The organism is Rhodococcus sp. A14 (assembly GCF_011603105.1).
Lineage (GTDB): Bacteria > Actinomycetota > Actinomycetes > Mycobacteriales > Mycobacteriaceae > Rhodococcus_F > Rhodococcus_F opacus.
Genome location: NZ_JAAOQS010000006.1, coordinates 142,538 through 160,225 on the forward strand (window position 1 = coordinate 142,538; position 17,688 = coordinate 160,225).

The 17,688-nt window shown below is 64.7% G+C and carries 15 protein-coding genes and 3 pseudogenes; 10 read left to right on the plus strand and 8 right to left on the minus strand.

Features of this window, described 5'->3' with window-relative positions; genetic code table 11:
• Nucleotides 1–13: 13 nt before the first annotated feature.
• The 6 genes and pseudogenes from G9373_RS05660 to G9373_RS05685 form a co-directional block, all read right to left on the minus strand.
• A complete protein-coding gene (locus G9373_RS05660; protein WP_167114325.1) occupies nt 14–202 on the minus strand; it encodes a hypothetical protein in 189 nt (62 codons plus the stop codon).
• 191 nt (nt 203–393) lie between these two features.
• Nucleotides 394–1,297: pseudogene (locus tag G9373_RS05665) on the minus strand (transposase); the annotation flags it as partial.
• Nucleotides 1,298–1,790: 493 nt separating this feature from the next.
• Nucleotides 1,791–2,021: a transposase family protein gene (locus G9373_RS05670; protein ID WP_167114328.1), complete on the minus strand. Its 231-nt coding sequence runs from the start codon at nt 2,019–2,021 to the stop codon at nt 1,791–1,793.
• Between the two features lie 250 nt (nt 2,022–2,271).
• Complete coding sequence (locus G9373_RS05675) at nt 2,272–2,913, minus strand: hypothetical protein (protein WP_167114331.1); 642 nt, start codon at nt 2,911–2,913, stop codon at nt 2,272–2,274.
• Nucleotides 2,820–4,103: a hypothetical protein gene (locus G9373_RS05680; RefSeq protein WP_167114333.1), complete on the minus strand. Its 1,284-nt coding sequence runs from the start codon at nt 4,101–4,103 to the stop codon at nt 2,820–2,822. The genes G9373_RS05675 and G9373_RS05680 overlap by 94 nt, the downstream gene beginning before the upstream one ends.
• 119 nt (nt 4,104–4,222) lie before the next feature.
• Nucleotides 4,223–5,119 carry a LysR family transcriptional regulator gene (locus tag G9373_RS05685; protein ID WP_167114336.1) on the minus strand — a complete coding sequence of 299 codons (897 nt, stop codon included), beginning with the start codon at nt 5,117–5,119 and terminating at the stop codon, nt 4,223–4,225.
• A 205-nt stretch (nt 5,120–5,324) separates the two neighbouring features.
• On the opposite strand from G9373_RS05685, the gene G9373_RS05690 reads away from it, so the two are divergent.
• From G9373_RS05690 to G9373_RS05700, 3 genes are all read left to right on the plus strand, one after another.
• Nucleotides 5,325–6,203, plus strand: a complete 879-nt coding sequence (locus G9373_RS05690; RefSeq protein WP_167114339.1) for a carbon-nitrogen hydrolase family protein — start codon at nt 5,325–5,327, stop codon at nt 6,201–6,203.
• The gene (locus G9373_RS05695; protein WP_206031603.1) at nt 6,200–7,576 is read left to right on the plus strand and encodes an APC family permease; all 1,377 of its coding nucleotides are present in this window, start codon (nt 6,200–6,202) and stop codon (nt 7,574–7,576) included. The genes G9373_RS05690 and G9373_RS05695 overlap by 4 nt, the downstream gene beginning before the upstream one ends.
• A 1,212-nt stretch (nt 7,577–8,788) precedes the next feature.
• A complete protein-coding gene (locus G9373_RS05700) occupies nt 8,789–9,037 on the plus strand; it encodes a DUF3263 domain-containing protein (RefSeq protein ID WP_240960387.1) in 249 nt (82 codons plus the stop codon).
• Nucleotides 9,038–9,755: 718 nt separating this feature from the next.
• Here G9373_RS05700 and G9373_RS48120 read toward each other — a convergent pair.
• Nucleotides 9,756–9,992 (minus strand): hypothetical protein, encoded by a 237-nt coding sequence (locus tag G9373_RS48120; RefSeq protein WP_346842804.1) that lies wholly within the window; start codon nt 9,990–9,992, stop codon nt 9,756–9,758.
• Between G9373_RS48120 and G9373_RS05705 the strand changes: the two are divergent.
• Together G9373_RS05705 and G9373_RS05710 are read left to right on the plus strand one after the other, a co-directional pair.
• Nucleotides 9,924–10,569 (plus strand): annotated as a pseudogene (locus tag G9373_RS05705) (transposase); the annotation flags it as partial. The gene G9373_RS48120 and the pseudogene G9373_RS05705 sit on opposite strands and share 69 nt — an antisense overlap.
• A gap of 85 nt (nt 10,570–10,654) precedes the next feature.
• Nucleotides 10,655–11,089 carry a metallophosphoesterase gene (locus G9373_RS05710; RefSeq protein ID WP_167114345.1) on the plus strand — a complete coding sequence of 145 codons (435 nt, stop codon included), beginning with the start codon at nt 10,655–10,657 and terminating at the stop codon, nt 11,087–11,089.
• Between the two features lie 229 nt (nt 11,090–11,318).
• On the opposite strand, the gene G9373_RS05715 is transcribed toward G9373_RS05710, so the two are convergent.
• A complete protein-coding gene (locus G9373_RS05715) occupies nt 11,319–13,139 on the minus strand; it encodes a GAF domain-containing protein (RefSeq protein WP_167114348.1) in 1,821 nt (606 codons plus the stop codon).
• Between the two features lie 66 nt (nt 13,140–13,205).
• Here G9373_RS05715 and G9373_RS05720 point away from each other — a divergent pair, with 66 nt between their 5' ends.
• The 5 genes and pseudogenes from G9373_RS05720 to G9373_RS05740 all read left to right on the plus strand — a co-directional run.
• A complete protein-coding gene (locus G9373_RS05720) occupies nt 13,206–14,078 on the plus strand; it encodes an N-acyl homoserine lactonase family protein (protein ID WP_206031604.1) in 873 nt (290 codons plus the stop codon).
• Nucleotides 14,079–14,254: 176 nt separating this feature from the next.
• Nucleotides 14,255–14,536 carry a hypothetical protein gene (locus G9373_RS45855; protein WP_206031605.1) on the plus strand — a complete coding sequence of 94 codons (282 nt, stop codon included), beginning with the start codon at nt 14,255–14,257 and terminating at the stop codon, nt 14,534–14,536.
• On the plus strand, nt 14,533–15,654 hold the full coding sequence (locus G9373_RS05730) for an alcohol dehydrogenase catalytic domain-containing protein (RefSeq protein WP_167114351.1): 1,122 nt from the start codon (nt 14,533–14,535) through the stop codon (nt 15,652–15,654). The genes G9373_RS45855 and G9373_RS05730 overlap by 4 nt, the downstream gene beginning before the upstream one ends.
• Nucleotides 15,651–17,118, plus strand: a pseudogene (locus G9373_RS05735) (NAD-dependent succinate-semialdehyde dehydrogenase). The gene G9373_RS05730 and the pseudogene G9373_RS05735 overlap by 4 nt, the downstream one beginning before the upstream one ends.
• 170 nt (nt 17,119–17,288) lie before the next feature.
• The coding region (locus G9373_RS05740) for an MFS transporter (RefSeq protein ID WP_167114354.1) at nt 17,289–17,688 on the plus strand (400 nt) is incomplete at its 3' end.

Consider the following 17,688-nt stretch of genomic DNA (forward strand, 5'->3'; position numbering starts at 1 on the left):
TGACAATTAGGAACTATTTGGTGCCTACTAACGCCACGCAGTGTGCCGAGCGGTCGGTTTCGTTCGGCAGCGTGATCAAAGAGGTCCGCAGACGGTCGATCGCACCATGAGGTTCGGCAACATTGCGCGAGTCGATCGAGTATTCGACGATCTGATTTGAGTACAGATCATCAACGATGCTTAGGTAGTGATTCGCGCTCATTCGGATCGTCCTACTGAGAGATCGGCGACTGCGCGACTTGTGCCCTCAAATTCTCGCAGCGGTTTGGGTCAAGCCCCGTGAGGTGGTGTACGACATCGTCGCGTGATTCCTCATCTGGGTGGTTATGCGGTCAGCGCCGCTTGAGTCACCTCCTGCGTGGGTTCGGTGGCGGTGCCGTCGGGGTGGACACCGCGGGAGCGGGCCAGCACGTCGAGGCTGAGATAGCGGCGGCCTTCGATCCACTCGTCATGCTGCTCGGCGAGTACCGCGCCGACAAGCCGAATCAGGGTGGTGCGATTGGGGAAGATCCCGACCACGTCGGTTCTGCGCCGGATCTCCTTGTGAGCCGTTCCTGGGGATTGTTCGACCAGGTCTGACGCCAGATCTGCTTCGGGAAGGTCACCAACCGCACTCCGGACAGCCCGCGGGCGACCAGCGACCGGAAGAACGCCAACCAACCGGGCACCGTCCTCGGCGGAGGTCACCTCGATCCCCAAGATCTCGCGGTAGCCCTCGGCGTTTACCCCGACCGCCACCAGGCGTGCACGTTCACCACCCGACCGTTCTCGCGGACCTTCAGGACCAGGGCGTCGGCTGCGACGAACGGGTACGGGCCTGCATCCAACGGTCGGCTGCGGAACGCCTCGACCTGGGCGTCGAGGTCCTTCGCCATCACGGACACCTGCGCCTTGGACAGGCTGGTGATGCCAAGGGAATCGACGAGCTTCTCCATCCGGCGAGTGGAGACGCCGAGCAGGTAACAGGGGGCCACCACCGAGGTCAGGGCCTTCTCGGCGCGTTTTGCGGCGCTGCAGCAACCAGTCCGGGAATTACGAACGGAGCGCAGCTTGGGGATCGCGACGTCGAGTGAGCCGGCACGGTTGTCGAAGTCGCGGTGCCGGTAGCCATTCCGGCTGTTGGTGCGGTCGTCGGAGCGTTCACCGAAACCGGCACCGCACAGGCTGCTGGCCTCGGCACCCATTAGTTTAGCGCGTCGATGAACGTGGATAGCAGGCTGCGCAGCAGGTCGGGGCTGGCGTCGGTGCGGCGGTCGGTCAGGAACTGGTGCAGGTCGATATCGTGGGCAGTGGTCATCGCGTGGTCCTTCATCGAGTGACTTTGGTCGGTCTCTCGAAGAGGCACGCGATGGCCGCCTTTATTGGGCTAGGACACGCCGGTCAGATCCGAATCCGGTCGGTACACCATCTTCATGAACGCAACCGCGGTTTGATCGGTTGGCGGCTTCTTTCAGTTCGGGGACTCGCCTGAGTTCGAGGTCGAGGCGCCACCTGTCTTGATGCCGTCGTCGCGCTTTCAACCATCCGCACAAATAATCCTCGCTGAAACCGAGGTCGCAATCTGGCGCAGCTGCAGTCCCCCTTGCGTGCGAGGGCGATGACGTCGCTGCGAAACTTCTCGTATCGAGAACGCCTCCAGTGTGAGGACATCCCTCCACGGCGGGGAAGCATCCACGCAGTGGAGGGATGTCGAACCAACCCGCACCAGACCCGATCGTTCGACGAATGCAACCGGTCCGCATTGAACCAGCGAACCCACTCGGCGCAGCGCGCGGTCATCGTCTCCACGATCAGCGGAGCAACCCGCGTCCACCACACCGGCGCAACGCCAGGCGCTTCGAGCATGACCTGATGCCGGTCGCGCCCATCGAACGCCGCAACCCGTACCGTGCGCACGCCTGCTTCATGATCTCGGCGGTATATTGACTTCCCCTGTCCGAGCGCATGATTGCGCCTGCGACGTCTCCGCCACGTTCGTCGACAGCCATGTTCAGCGCTTCGAGGACCAGTTCGGTGCGCATGTGATCCGCCACCGCTCACCCCAGAACCTTCTTCGAATGCTCATCCTTAATCGCACACAGATACATTTCACCTTCACCGCAGGTCAGACCTGCGCGACGACCTCGTCGTCGTCGGCGGTGGGGCCGACCACGAGCGCGGCGTTGGATGAAGTCTCCGATCGAACCTGGAAGGGGTTCGGGTGGGGCACCCCGTCAACGGTCATAGTCAGGCGAAGCGCATCCCATGCCGATAAGGGTACGTTCGCTGGGTCTATCTCGCACCAACTGCCGCGCCGGGCATGGGCGCGAGCTTGGTGGCCTCGGCGACGGCGGCGCTCCAACTGAACTCGTTGTTGTCGCTGAAGTAGTAGTAGGTGGCGCCGTTCGGCATCATCGCGACCGTGATGCCGCCGTACCCCGACATGAACGGTACGTAGAAGGGGCTGGTGTAGGCGGGGTTGTCGGCGGAGGTGAACTCGCGGCCCCAGAACCCGTTCTGGTATTTCATGGGCTTGGCGCCGGTGGTGGTGATGCCCCGGTCCTCCGGGTCGCGTTGGATGGTAGCCGTGAGCAGTGCCGGGTCGAGTATCTGCGTGCCGTTGACGGCGCCGTGGTCGTTGTTGAGGAACTTGGCGAACCGGGCGACGGAGTCCTGCGTCCAGAACATGCCGTACCCGCCGAAGGGTGCTCCGCCGGGGCTGTTGTCGGTGCGGGAGGAGGCGAGGGAGTCGGGCCCGACGCCGACGGGTTCGAGCACGTCGTCACGGAGCATGTCGAAGATGTCGGCGTCCGAACCGGCCTTGTCCTGCAGGTAGTTGGTCATGGCGCGGGTGGCGAGGAAGGTGTCGGAGGTGTGGTAGTTCCACTGGCTGCCGGGGCCGGCCTTACGCGGGAAGGACAGGGCGAGTCGCATCTTGTCGGCGTAGGGCTCGGCTGCGAAGAAGTCCGCCATGGTGGGGCCGGCTTCGTCGGTCTCGTAGCCGTGCGAGATGTAGTTCCCGGTGGCCATGTCGAAGTTTGGTCGAGGGTGACGCCGCTCCAGGCGGTGTTGCCGGCGGTCTCGGGGATTCGGTCGGAGAGCCTCTCCTGGGCCACGGCGGGGCCGTAGCGCTTCGCCAGACGCAGCATGGCTGTTCCCGCGAACGCCGACTTCGCGGTCGAGTACGAAGGCAACAGCATCTGGCCGCAGAACGGGTACTCCCCTTGCCGGGTCCGGCAGTTGCCCACATAGTGCACTCCGCCGAAGTAGAAGCCGAAGGTGCTCAGCGCGGACGGCGTGATGCCGGCGCTGAACTTCGTTACGTCCACCCCACTGTCCGGGTAGTCGGTGGCCAGCGCCGAGATGGGTTTGGTCGGGAGCCGGTCCCCGACCTCGGAGGCGTACGCGTCGCGCAGGTTCTCGGCGCCGTCGACGGGGCCGGGCCGGTAGTCGGCCGGTACCTGGCCCCACATGTCGAGCTGGAAGTATTCGCAGGTCTCCGTGGTGATTTGGTAGCGGATTTCGGAGACCGATGTGGCGTCGAAGAGGAACATCAGGGCGCCGTTGTGCACGCAGTTCGCGTTGCGTTCGACGAGCGCGAACGGCAGTGAGGCGCGGGTGCGTTCGCCGTCGCCGTCCTCGTTCCACGCGCGGCCGGGGCCCACCGCCAGGTTCCACGCCTGGTTCCCCGTGTACTGCAACCCGCGCTTGGCCGGGACGAGGTGGCTGCCGTTCTGCACGAGGGCGATGGCGACCGGTGGCAGGTGCCGGGTGGCCGCCGTGTCTCCGTATCCGGACGGGTCTTTCAGTACGCGGAAGCCGCCGGTGGTGGAGAGACCGTTGAGGGTGAGGGTGCCTTCGAAGCTGTGGGTGGGTGGTGCTGCCTGGGCGGGCAGTGCGAAGGCGCCGTCGGGGACCGTGTCCGTGGCGGCGCCCTCGGTGAGTTGGCCGGCGGTGAGTTCGGTCCGGTTCACCGCACCGCTTCCGGTGAGCGGATCGCCCGGTACGGGCACGGCTTCGGCGGGCGCCGCGATCGTCGGTGGCGAGACGGTGCACGCCGCCGCGAGTGCGACGGTAACGACGATGGCACGGCTCAGCCGTCGGGCATAGAAGGGTCTTGGCATGGTGTGTGTCCTCTCGGGCCGGCAACAGATACGGATATCGCCGCATCCTGGGGCCCGCCGGGGCCGCCGTCCAATGCCTGTCCGGTCTGATCAGGCTGCCCGCCAGGTATACGTCCAGCTCATCCGCGGGCGGTGACCTGAGGCCCGTACTGCTCGACGCAGAAGCGCGACAGCCCCGTGGCGAAGGTCTCGATGCTGCGCAGCGCATAGTGGCTGGGGTCCCACGCGGCGTGCAGATGGATCTGCAGCGGCTCGCCCGCGCCGTCGAGGATGAGCAGCGGGTGCAGGTCGAAGCGGGGATCGTCGGAGACCACCGCAATTCCGTGGCCCGACGCCGCCATGGCCTGGGCGACGTGCGGTGTGTCGCATTCCAGCACGATGTCGTACGAGGCGTTTGCGTCCTGCACGGCATGGTCCAGGACGCGTCGGGTGCCGTGCGCCGGGGTGAGGACGATGAGGGGCGCCGCGGCGAGTTCCCCGATCGTGACGCCGTCCCGGTTCGCCCAGGCGTGGTCGGCCCGCACATAGGCCCACAGCGGCAGGCGCGCCACGGGCAGCCCGGCGAAACGGCGCCTCGGAGGCGCCGTGGAAATGGCTACGTCGGCGCCCCTCCCCAGTGCCTGGTACGCACGAGCCGGGCTCTCCGCCTGCACCGTGACGAGCGGATCCTCCGGTCCCCAGGTGGACAGGAACGGTGCGATCACGTCCGTGATGGTGGTGGGCGGCGCCGCCACGGTGATCCGCATGGCGCGACCGGAAGCAAGTGCTCCGACTGCGGCCTCGGCGGCGTCCGCTCGGGCGACCAGATCTCGGGCCAACGGAAGGAAGCGCCGGCCGGCGGCGGTCAGGATCAGCTGTTTGCCGCCGCGGTCGAAGAGCGTCATGCCCAACGACGCCTCCAGGCCGCGCAGTTGGCGCGACAGCGAGGGCTGGGCGACGCGGACCTCCTCGGCGGCCTTGGTGACGGAACCGGTCTCCACGATGGTCAGGAAGTAGCGCAGCACCCGTAGTTCCATTGGTAGTGGCCTCTCGGAAGACGGAGGAGACATGGCACTTGCATGCCTCAAAGGCATGTAAGTCAGCCCTAGAAAGTATTTGAAATTATATGTGACGAGGCCCACGCTTGTCTCACCCCGGCCGCCTGGCCCACGCCCCCGGCGCCTGAACCACCATCAACTGCTCCCTCCAGAGCCCTACCTTCGATTGGCTGGTGTTCCCCGCATGACCCGCCCCCTGCCCCTGATCCTCGCCCAGGCGCCCGGCCGCCCGGCCGACGACCTCGCAGGCTTCACCTCCGACGTGGAGCGGCGCGTGAAGCTGCGCGCACCAGGCGCCCTCGTCGTCTACCCCGAGCTACACCTCGGCGAGAGCGCCCCAGGCGTTCCGGCCGCGCCGGAGAAGGCCGCCGAGCCGCTCGACGGCAAACGGGACGCTGCCCTCGCCGAACTCGCGGGCGACCTGGGCATCTGGCTGGTACCCGGCAGCGTCTACGAACGCGGCGCCGACGGTCGCGTCCACAACACGGCACCCGTCTACTCGCCGCAGGGCGAGCGCCTCGCCGCTTACCGCAAGATCTTCCCGTGGCGCCCCTACGAGACGACCGCACCCGGCAACCGGTTCGAGGTCGTCGACCTCGCCGGGGTCGGCCGTATCGGACTGTCCATCTGCTACGACACCTGGTTCCCGGAGGTCTCCCGCCATCTGGCCTGGATGGGCGCAGAGTTGATCGTCAACGTGGTCCGCACCCCGACGAGCGACCGCGCGCAGGAAGTCGTCCTCAGCCGCGCCAACGCCATCGCCAACCAGGTCTTCGTCGCCAGCGTCAACTCCGCCGCCCCGTCCGGGATCGGCCGCAGCCTCGTCGTCGATCCACAGGGCACGGTGCGCGCCGAAACCGTCGATGCCGGCGACTCCACCCTCACCGACGTGATCGACCTCGACGAGGTCAGCAACGTCCGCCGCTACGGCACCGCCGGCCTCAACCGCGTCTGGGACCAGTTCCGCCCCGGTGACGCGCCCCTCGAACTCCCGCTGTACGGGGGCCGTATCGACCCCGCCACCTGGACCGCCGCCCGCACCACCGAGGAGCCCCCACGATGAACAGCGAGACAGAGACAACTGGGAACACCATGAGACTGAAAGGCGACCTGAGCCTCTTCTCCGTCATCCTGTTCGGCCTGGCCTACATCTCCCCCGGCATCGTCGTCACGATCTTCGGCGTGGTCGCCGCCACCAGCGGCGGCGTGGCCCCGACGGCGTTCGCCGTCGCCACCCTCGCGATGGTGCTCACCGGGCTGAGTTACGCGAAGATGGCGCGCGCGGTGCCCGGTTCCGGGTCGGTCTACACCTACGCCCGCAAGATGCTCGACAGCCGCATCGGTTTCCTGTCCGGCTGGGCGATGCTGCTCGACTACTTCTTCATCCCGATGGTCGGCTGGCTGATCACGGCGATCTACTTCAACGCCCAGTTCCCTGGCATACCCAAGTGGGTCTGGCTGATCGTCTCGGTGGGCATCACCACCGCCATCAACGTCTTCGGCATGAAACTCGCGGACCGCGTCAACAAGGTCCTGATGTTCATCGCTCTGGGGTCGCTGGTCCTCTTCGCCACCCTGTGTGTCGTCTTCCTCGGCAAACACGGCTCCTCCGCGCCCGCCACGGACGCCCTGTGGAACTCCGGCACTTCGATCGGCGCGGTCACTGCGGCCGCCGCCATCGCCGCGTACTCCTTCCTCGGCTTCGACGCCCTCTCCACGCTGGGCGAGGAGGCCAGGGGCGGGGCGAGGACGATCGGCAGAGGCATCGTCGGGTGCGTCATCGCCGCCGGCGCGATCTTCTTCGTGCTGTCCTTCGTGATGCAACTCGTCCACCCGGGTGCGATTTTCGCCGACGTCGACGCTGCCGCCTACCATCTGAAGGTCCAGGTCGGTGGCGAGACGTACGCCGAGATCATCAACTTCGTCACCATCGCCGGATCCATTGCCTCCTGCATCGCCCTGCAGGCGTCCGCCGCCCGACTCATGTACGTCATGGGACGCGACGGCGTACTGCCCAAGGCCGTCTTCGGCAGGCTGTCGGCGAAGACCGGCACCCCGGTCAACAACCTGCTGTTGACCGCGGCCGCCGGTGTCATCGCCATGAAACTCGACCTGACCACAGCCACCTCGTTCATCAACTTCGGCGCGTTCCTCGGCTTCGCCGTGGTCAACGTCTGCGTGATCGCCCACCTGGTCCGAGAGCACAGACACGGTCGCACCCTCAACCTCTTCTCGTACCTGGTGATGCCGGTCATCGGCGGCGCCGTCTCCGTCTATCTGCTCACGAGGCTCGGTGACGTCGCTCTCCAAATCGGCGGCGTATGGTTGGCTATCGGCGTTGTCTATCTGGCCGTTCTGACCAAGGGCTTCCGCCGGCCCGCACCGGAAATGACCTTCGACGACGACACCGTGGCCACCGACAGAGTCACCGCGTAGCTCCCCTCCCTCGCCCGGCGGCGTCGTGCGGTATCGCGACGCCGTCACCGGCCGGGTGAGGCGCGGCCGTACGCTGGGTCGTGGAGCAGGAACAGCGGTCCTGACGTGCCCGGTCGTGCCACGGGCCGCGCCAGCACGGTGCGAATCACGCGCAACGACACACTATTACCGAAATATCTTTAATCTCCGACCAGCAGGACCGTTCACAGTGCTATTCCTTCTGATCCATGCCGTCATCACAGTCATGTCGATCGTCCTGCGCCGCCGCGTGCCGAATGCAGGATCGCTTCTTGCGGTTGCGGCACAAACGTACGCAACCGAACGATGGAGCACCGCGCATATCGTCGACCCTGATGTCACCGCACATTTCCTAAGTACCAATCCGGGCCATCTCGCCGGCGAATCGGTCGCAGCCCAAAGATCCGACACGACAGAGTCGCCCATCGGTAGCTGCCGAGCAGGCGGAACCACTCTCGCTCGAACTAACAGCACTGGCCCGCACCACATTCGACACTCCGCGAGGCAGCTCACGATCCCAGACCCTCAGGATTGATATGCACAAACACTCGCGTACGAGGCGCACCTGGCAGATAGTCAGCCATTCACTCTTCTCGGCACACTCAGCGACGCGAACGATTCCGAGTTGATCATCCTCAAAATCCGGTCGCGCTCCACACGAGAATGACCGCGAGGCGATGACGCAGAGATCGCGCGCAACAAACCGCACATCACCACGCCACCCACGGGTGCAATAACGGCTCCGGCAACAAGCCAGAAAGCGGCCATGATGGCGCCACGCGTTCATCTCGACGACGTCCTCGATCTCGCGATCTCCTGGGCACCGATCGGCGAACCTACACCCGGAACGATCCAGTCCGAATTCGGCATCGATGTCGCCGAGTACCGACGACTACTTTTGGCCGCGATACAACGGCACCAGCAGCGGCCGCTCGTCCCCTGCGATGCTGCGACCCTTGACCGGGTGTACTCCCCATCCGTTCTGGCGGCACTCGCCGTACAGCATCATCACACACCGTCCTTACCAACACATTCGGTCGATCCGAACCCCGAAACCTGATTAACCCACAGCCACCTGGTCGACTAGACACAGGTCTTCACTTCGAAACAGAGAATGCCATGTCAGCAACCGAAGCCGGGGGACGCCAGGGGGAAACACCGAATCTACAAATTGCGCGAACAACACCAGTTGAGATGGAGATCCGTCGTTACCGTCGATGGCGCGATAGACGACGTGAGGCAGAGCGCCGACGTACCCAACTCCCTGAACGCAGTAGAGAAGTCGAGGACATACTCACCTTTGCGCGGAGATGGGCCCCCTACGGGGGTCCATCCGAGGAGCATATTTTCGTCAACTTTGGAATGTCAACCAAACGATTCGAAGCAAGAGTGAAGCAGATTTTAGACGAGATCGGTTGCGACAGTCTCGAAGAACACAATTGATGTGGGTCTATCGCGAGTCAACCTCCCCGATGACCCAGTTTCGCAGTTGGGCCGCGCACACGAGAATCAGCCACCGCGGATCCGTCCGGTTCTGATACTGATCGCCGCGACGAGCCCGGCGATACTGAGTGCCATCGGTGTCCTTCCTGAACGGGTGGGGAGTCGTTGCAGCCGCCGTCGCCGGTGGATTAACTGCCTCGCCAATCCAAGCCGCCACCCGGACAATCACCCCTGCGCTCGTACCTGCCTTCCTACACACCGCCCTCTATTCCTTCGAGGCCATTTCCCGGGAGATCGTCTGATGCGGCGGGCCAGTGCTGATCTCCCTCGCTGCAGCTATCGCCGTCACTCCACCGCGGTTGCGCTGTTCGCCACGAGTGCGAAGTGGGATTCCGAAGACATCAGCAGGAGCCGACCCCGGAAACGTGCTCTATGTAGGACCTCTAGACGCAGTACCGAAGATTCAGTTGCAGGAGATTCGCTTTCCGGCTTGACCCAGACCACCCGACCCCAGTGTCGACCACACCTAAACTAAACTCGTCAGCGCGTGTGTATGAGGAATGAGACAACCAAACCCTGAGTTGGCCGCAGCCACTGGAACCGCCCCGGGACAGTCAGGGGCTGTCGAGAATGCGACTGTCGTGGCGATTCCACATGTCGCACCTGTCGACGGCTTTGCCTATCCCGATTTCCACTCAGGTTCCGACCTGTCGGACGGTCAGCGCTCTAGGTCGCCGGCCCGTTGGTGAGGGTATGCGTTCGCCAAATTGCGTATCTCGTCTTGGGCACAGTTCGATTCGGGGATCACCTGCCACAATCGTTCGATGAACCGGGACTGTGTCATGCCGAAGTGCACAAGTATTTCCTCCTCGTTAGCACCCCCGTACGGTGCGGGGGACTGGCCGGAATCCGCAAGGCAGGCAAGCGCAAGCTCACCGCGATCGCGGTCAAGCACGCGCCCCGCATGGGCACCCGACTTGTCGACGAGATCCTCGCCGCCCTCGACGAGCAGACCGTGGTGGTCCCCGGTACCCAAGCCGCCGAGACCATCCTCCCCAAACTCGCCGACACCCTGAAAGAGACTCTTCAGCAACGAAAGCAGTCGCCGAGGAGGTGGAGAGGGCGCTCGATGAACACCCTCTTTCCCGGGTCCTGACCTCGATGCCCGGCATCGGTTTCAGGACTGCAGCCCGGGTCTTGATCGAGGTCGGTGACGGCTCCGCCTTCGCCTCCGCCGCGCACCTGGCGGCCTACGCCGGCATCGCACCGGTCACCCGTAAATCGGGCTCATCGATCCGTGGCGAGCACCCGGCCCGATCCGGGAACAAAAAGCTCAAACGAGCGCTGTTTCTGTCCGCATTCTCCGCCCTCCATGACCCCACCAGTCGCGCCTACTACGACAAAAAGCGCGCCGAGAAGAAAAAAAACACAACGCGGCCCTGATCTGCCTCGCCCGACGCCGCTGCGAGGGTCTCTACGCCATGCTGAAAAACAAGGAACTCTACCGGGCACCGCTCCCCTCAGCGGCTTGACAGGAACCATAGGGACACCCCCCAGCGGCAGTGCCGTCTGTTTCTTTGCTCCCGCTAGGGTTCCGACTAGTCGACTGGAGGCAATATGCGAACTTTTGGACAACACACCGACCCGATTCACACAATCGTTCATCTCAGCGACCCGCACTTTCTTGCCGGCGACGCAGCTTTGTACGGCAGCGTAGATACCGACCAAGCCCTACTGGCTGCTGTGAATCGAATAGCCGCCGAGATCGAGAGCGCGGACGCGATCGTGGTTACTGGCGACCTGGCCGACCGTGGGGAAAGTGACGCCTACGACCGTGTCGCGGCGACCCTCGAGCCGCTCGCGAAACGGCTCGGTGCGCAGCTTGTCTGGGTCATGGGCAATCATGACGAGCGCCTTACCTTCGCGCGTCGGCTATACGGCGAGGACGTCGATCGACCTCAGGACAGAGTCGTCGACCTCGATAGGCTTCGTCTCATCGCTCTCGACTCCACTGTGCCCGGCTACAACCACGGCGTGATCGACAGCGGATGAACAGTGGTTTCGTCTACAGATCCTTCAGTGCCGTCGCGGTCTCGGAGAGGATTTCGTCGGACAGGCCCTCTTCGCCGATTGCTCGTGCCATGGCGAGGGCGCCGCGAGCGGTGTTGCTGACTGAAACGTGTTCAACCCCAGCGGGATTCCATCTCCGCATATTCCAAATTACCCGTGCCGCTGTCTTCTTTCAGTCAACGTGACAGTGCCGCCGCAGGAACCATCTATATCAGTACGACCGGAAATCGATGCCTTCCTCCGCGGCGCGGAGTCGACTCAGGCGGAGGGCGAGGTGCGTGTCGAGGCTGCTGGGTGCGCGGCGCCAACTCTCGCCCAGGATGGTGTCGATACGGTCAATACGCTGTCGCACGGTGCTCACGTGGACGTGGAGTGCCGCGGCCGTCCGGGCCAGGTGCCCACCGTTCTCAAAGTAATGCCACGCAGTTTCACACAACTGCGTGTGGCGATCCTGGTCGTACGAGATGAGCGGACCGAGGAAGCGGTCGATCAGGCGGGCCACCCACTTCTGATCTCGCGCCCCCGAAATCGCTCCTGCCAGACCGAGGTCTATAACGTCGGAGGATCCGTGAGATCGGCCCAGTGCTCGCATCGCCGAGACCACTGCGCGCGCCTCGTCATGCGCGGCTCGCACTGCGGCAACGCCGGACGCTTTCGCACTGCCGACGAGGACGGTCAAGCCTGCGGCTTTCAACGTATCCGCGATCGTTGTGCCTTGTTTGTGCGGTTCGGTGGCCGGGCAGAGCACGCAGATATGTCCGGCATGCACCGCAACAACAGCGGGGATGCTGGCCGTCGCGGTCTTGATCGCCGTGACCGTCGAGCTCTGCTGCACCGAAGCCGTTCCTTCGCACACGTGCACTTCGAGAGCGTCACCCTTGTTGAAGCCGTAAGACTGTAGTCGCATTTGCAGCGCAGGCTCGGTGCGTTCGCGCATGTTCATCAGCAGTTCGATCAGTTCGAACTGTTCTCGATTGAACGAGGCCTCCAACGTCCGCTCGAACAGGTAGGCCGTGGACACGAAGACCGATGCGCGGGAGATGATCTCACGCCGCCCACTCCCGTCCTTCACAACGAGAGTCGCGAGATGTTCCTCTCCCGCGGATGCCGCCATGACGAGCAATGGGACGCCACCGGCTGTGACGGGAACTGCGCCCTGTTCGCGGTGGGAGATCGTCACCGACGTCCGCAGCTCCGGCGTGCACAGCAACCCGTCGGCTGCTACCGCCTGCCCGACAATGAGATTGCCATCGGGATCGTGAATGCTCACCGGTGCGCTGAGGAACTCACCGAGCACGTCGATGATGCCCACCAGGGCGCTGGAGCCGCGCAGGGCGGCCATGAGACGCTCGTCGAGGAGTAGCAGTGACTGCAGTTCGTGCTGGCGGCGCTCCGTCGACGACACGGTCTGGGACAACGTTGTCCGCAACCCTGTGACCTCTCGCCGGATGCGCAGGTGTTCGAAGGCGACACCAGCCTGTGCGGCGAAGTCAACCAAGGCGGCGACCGACCGTTCGGAGAACTCGGAGGGTCGTCGGCACGCAACGAGGAGCGCTGCCACCACCCGGCCGCCAACCCGGATCGGTGCCCCGAGGATCGAACGAACCCCTTCGCCCCGGACGATCGCGTCGATGGCCGGCAGATGGTTCATGTTCGGGTCCGTGAGGTAGTCACTGGTCTGCACGGGTGCATTCCCCGCAGCGACGGCTCCGAGGATTCCGGTCCCGAGCGGCATGCGGATGGAGCGGTAGGCGGTGGTCTGCACGCCGACGGCCTCTTCGATGCATGTCTCGCCGCGCTCGAGGTCGTTGACGCTGAGATATGCCATGTCGGCATCTAAGAGGGTCCGGGCGCGGCGCAGAATTCCCTGCAGTACCACTCCACGGTCCCGGACGCTGGTGAGGTCCTCCGCGCACTCGCGGAGCGCACGGCGCACGTCGTCCGTCGAGGGAGGGGTGAGCACGGGCGTCGACGGGGGCGCCTGGGGTGGCGTGACTTCGACTGTCGTCGAAGCATCGCTGGGAACGTGCATTGGTCCTCCGAACCCACCTGTGGCACCTACTGCCATCTTTGCAGGCTAAGTATGTCACTCTGCGCTGTGTCCGGGGCCGAAAAAATCGGCCAGAGTGAGAGACGCCACAAAGTGAAGGAGATTGCAGTGGTCGATATGAAGGTGCACGTCCTCTCCACCGGCGTGATGGAGACGGACTTGACGTGGTTGCTGCTGAAGGGGGGCCACACGATCCGCGACAGGAACCACAAAAATGACCCCGTGGTGTGGGGAGGATGTCCTACCCATGCCGTACTGATCGATCACCCTGAGGGGAAGATCCTGTGGGATACAGGAGTCCCACGCGACTGGGAGGAGCGGTGGGCGCCGACCGGTTTTCACGATTTCTTTCCGGTGAGCGATCCAGCAGACGGACCGGGATACCTCGACACGTCGCTCGCGAGCCTCGATCTCACCCCCGACGATATTGACATCCTGATCTTGTCCCACCTGCACTTCGATCACGCCGCCAATGCGAAAATGTTCACAAGTCCGAAGACACGGATCCTCGCGCAAGCTGACGAGATCGAAGGCGCGCGGGGCATCACCGGGTACTCGAGCGGCGCGCACATCGTCAGCGATTACAGCGGCCTTGATCTAGAGGCGGTCCACGGAGATGCCGAGATCCTTCCCGGCGTGAGCGTGATCCACACTCCCGGTCACACGTGGGGAACCATGTCGTTGCAGTTGGACCTGGAGAACGACGGCACGAAGATCTTCACCTCAGATGCGGTGTACCTCGGCGAAAGCTGGGGACCGCCGGCCACCGGAGCCGCGATCGTCTGGGACAACCTCCGTTGGCTCGAGTCGGTGGACAAGCTGCGCGGTATCGCGGACCGTACCGGGGCGGAAGTCATCTTCGGACACGACGCCGAACAGTTCGAGACACTGCGGCTCGCGCCCGACGGCTACTACAGCTAGCCGGGCACATGATTATCTACGATTTCGGCTGCGAGAACGGACACCGTTTCGAGGATGTCCTACCGAGTATGAACTCCGCGGCACCCGACTGCGTCGTGTGCGGCAGCGAGACCCGGCGGCGTCTCTCACAAGTGCGCATCGGTGGAATGGCGAAGGCGGGGCCTAGCCGCGAACAAATGCCGAACACGTGGCGGTCGGTGAGGCAGGGCGACAGGGAGACCGTTGCCCACTGGCACAAGCTCGCTCGTAAGCGCGAGGCACTCGAAGAGCGGTACCCGGAGCTTGCCGGCGACCGCCGCCCGGTTCTCGCTCACGAAGGGATCTTCGCGGACCGCCCCCTCCGCGCCGGCGACGACCTCCAGGCATCCGTTGCCAGCGCGCTCGCGACATCCGGCGGCGGTCGCTGCAACAGCCACGCAACACAGAAACCTACTGCAAAGGAGAGTGATTCGGCGTGAAGATCGTCGGAGCCGTACTCGAGGAAATCGGCACGTCGCGGCCGTACGCTGAGTCCCGGCCGATCGGCATCTGTGAGCTCGACCTGGATCCGCCCGGACCTGGAGAGCTTCTGGTCAAGATCGAGGCCGCGGGGCTGTGCCACTCCGACCTGTCCGTCGTGGACGGCAACCGGGTCCGTCCCGTCCCGATGCTCCTCGGGCACGAGGCCGCGGGGCGGGTCGTCGAGGTCGGGCCGGGAGTGGACGACCTGCGCCCAGGCCAGCGGGTCGTGATGGCGTTCTTACCGCGATGCGGCGAGTGCGCGAACTGTCGGACCAACGGGAGGCTGCCCTGCACTCCCGGCTCGGCCTCAAACAACGCCGGCGAACTGCTCGGAGGCGGCCACCGACTGCACCGCGACGGTGAGGACGTGCATCATCACTTGGGCGTCTCCGGCTTCGCCGACCATGCGGTCGTCGACCGCCGTTCTGTCGTGCCGGTGGATGATGACATTCCACCGCAGATTGCGGCCGTCCTCGGCTGCGCGGTCCTTACCGGGGGCGGCGCCGTCATCAACGCCGGTGATCCGCAGGAGGGCGACACCGTCGTCGTCGTCGGACTCGGTGGTGTCGGCATGGCCGCACTGATCACCGCGGTGTCGCTCGGCCGCGGCCCGGTGATCGGCATCGACGGTGTTGCCGAGAAACTCGAGCGCGCCCGTGAGCTGGGCGCGACCGCCGTGTACACACCGCAAGAAGCGATCGAGGCCGACCTCAAAGCACCGATCGTCATCGAGGCGGCGGGAAACGCCCGCGCATTCGAAACTGCGGTGCAGGTTACCGGCATGGGCGGCAAGACGATCACTGTCGGCTTGCCCGCGCCCACCGCGACAGCCACGATCACCCCGCTCGGGATAACCGCGGAAGCGCGCACCATCGTCGGCAGCTACCTCGGATCGGCCGTCCCCGCACGGGACATCCCTATCTTCGCCCAACTGTGGCGTGAGGGAAAGCTGCCGGTCGAGGCGCTCATCTCGTCGACGATCACGCTCGACGAGATCCACCAGGCGATGGATAACCTCGCTGACGGCACCTCCGTCCGCCAGGTGATCCTGTTCGATAACGGCGCAAACGCATGACCGCACAGCGCGAGCAGGAACTTCTCGCGACAATACCCACAGGGCTGTTCATCGCCGGCGACTGGCGTGAATCGTCGACCGGTTCACGATTCACGGTGGACGACCCCTCCACTGCCCAGGCATTGGTGGCGGTTGCCGACGCCTCACCGGACGACGCAGCCGCCGCGCTCGCCGCGGCCGCGGCGGCACAGGAGCTCTGGGCAGCGATGCCTCCCCGAGTTCGCGGCGAGTTGCTCCGCAAGGCGTACGAGGCGGTCCTCGCCCGGGTTGACGACTTCGCACTCCTCATCTCCATGGAAATGGGAAAGTCGCTGCCCGAGGCGAAAGGTGAAGTCACCTACGGTGCCGAGTTCCTCCGCTGGTTCAGCGAGGAGGCGGTGCGCATCGACGGTCGCTACACGAAATCACCCGACGGCAATTCACGTCTGCTCGTGCTGAAGAAGCCGGTGGGGCCCTGCCTGCTGATCACACCGTGGAACTTCCCACTCGCCATGGCGACACGCAAGATCGCCCCAGCGCTCGCAGCAGGATGCACGATGGTCGTCAAACCCTCGGAACTCACACCGCTGACAACCTTGCTGTTCACACAGATCCTCGACGAAGTCGGCGTGCCCGCAGGCGTGATCAACGTGATCCCCACGACTCACGCGGGAGCTGCCGCGGGACCGCTGATCGCTGATCCGCGGTTGCGGAAGCTGTCGTTCACCGGCTCGACCGCAGTCGGCCGGACACTGCTCGAACAGGCATCCGCCAACGTGCTGCGCACGTCGATGGAGTTGGGCGGCAACGCACCGTTCCTGGTCTTCGAGGACGCGGACATCGACGCGGCCGTCGAAGGCGCGCTCGCGGCGAAGCTACGCAACATCGGAGAGGCGTGCACCGCGGCCAACCGCTTCTACGTGCACGAGGACGTTGCCGGCGAGTTCGTGCAGCGCCTGGCCGCCCGTTTCGAGGCCAAACGCGTCGGCCGCGGCACCGAGGAAGGTGTGGAGCTGGGTCCGCTGATCGACGAGAAGAGCCGCGGCAAGGTTTCGGCCCTGGTCGACGATGCGGTGAGCCGGGGTGCCAAGGTCGCGACCGGCGGTTCCCCAATTCCGGGGGATGGATGGTTCTACCAGCCGACCATCCTGACCGAGGTACCGAGCGACGCGACGATTCTGTCCACGGAAATCTTCGGCCCTGTAGCACCGGTCGTCACCTTCCGCACTGAGGACGAGGCCGTTGCATTGGCCAATGCCACTCCATTCGGTCTGGTCGCATACGTGTACACACGTGACGTAGGACGCGGGCTCCGCCTCCCCGAGCGTCTTGAAAACCGGGATGCTGGGCATGAATTCGGGTGTGGTCTCCAACCCCGCCGCGCCCTTCGGCGGAGTGAAGCACTCCGGCGTCGGGCGCGAGGGCGGAAGCGAAGGAATTAACGAATACCTGGAGACGATGTACGTCGGCATCGCTGGAATATGACGTACGCCGAGTAGAGATGCACGCCCGCAGAGCGCATCTGACGGTGTGTCCCAGTCTGTTCACCCACTGTGTCGCTCGTCCTGGGGCCAGGGATCCTGCGCACCACGGACGGCAACGTAACCCCGACTTAGCAGTGTTTGTCACTTATTTGAAAGGCGAGAGAATCCACGATGAACGTCCACAACAAGCCGAAACTCGAGAGCGAAGCCCCGCCGTCCGGGCTGAAGAAGGTGGTCGGCGCATCCATGGCCGGCACCGTCGTCGAATGGTACGAGTTCTTCCTCTACGGGACCGCGGCGACGCTCGTGTTCAGCAAGGTCTTCTTCGCGGCCGGCGGCAACGAACTCGACGCGATCATCGCGGCGTTCGTCACCTACGCCGTCGGCTTCGTCGCCCGGCCCCTCGGCGGCATCGTCTTCGGTCACTTCGGCGACAAGTTCGGCCGCAAGCAACTGCTCCAGTTCAGCCTCCTCCTCGTCGGCGCGGCCACGTTCCTGATGGGCTGCCTGCCCACGTACGGCCAGATCGGGTACTGGGCCCCGGCCCTGCTCGTCACCCTCCGCTTCATCC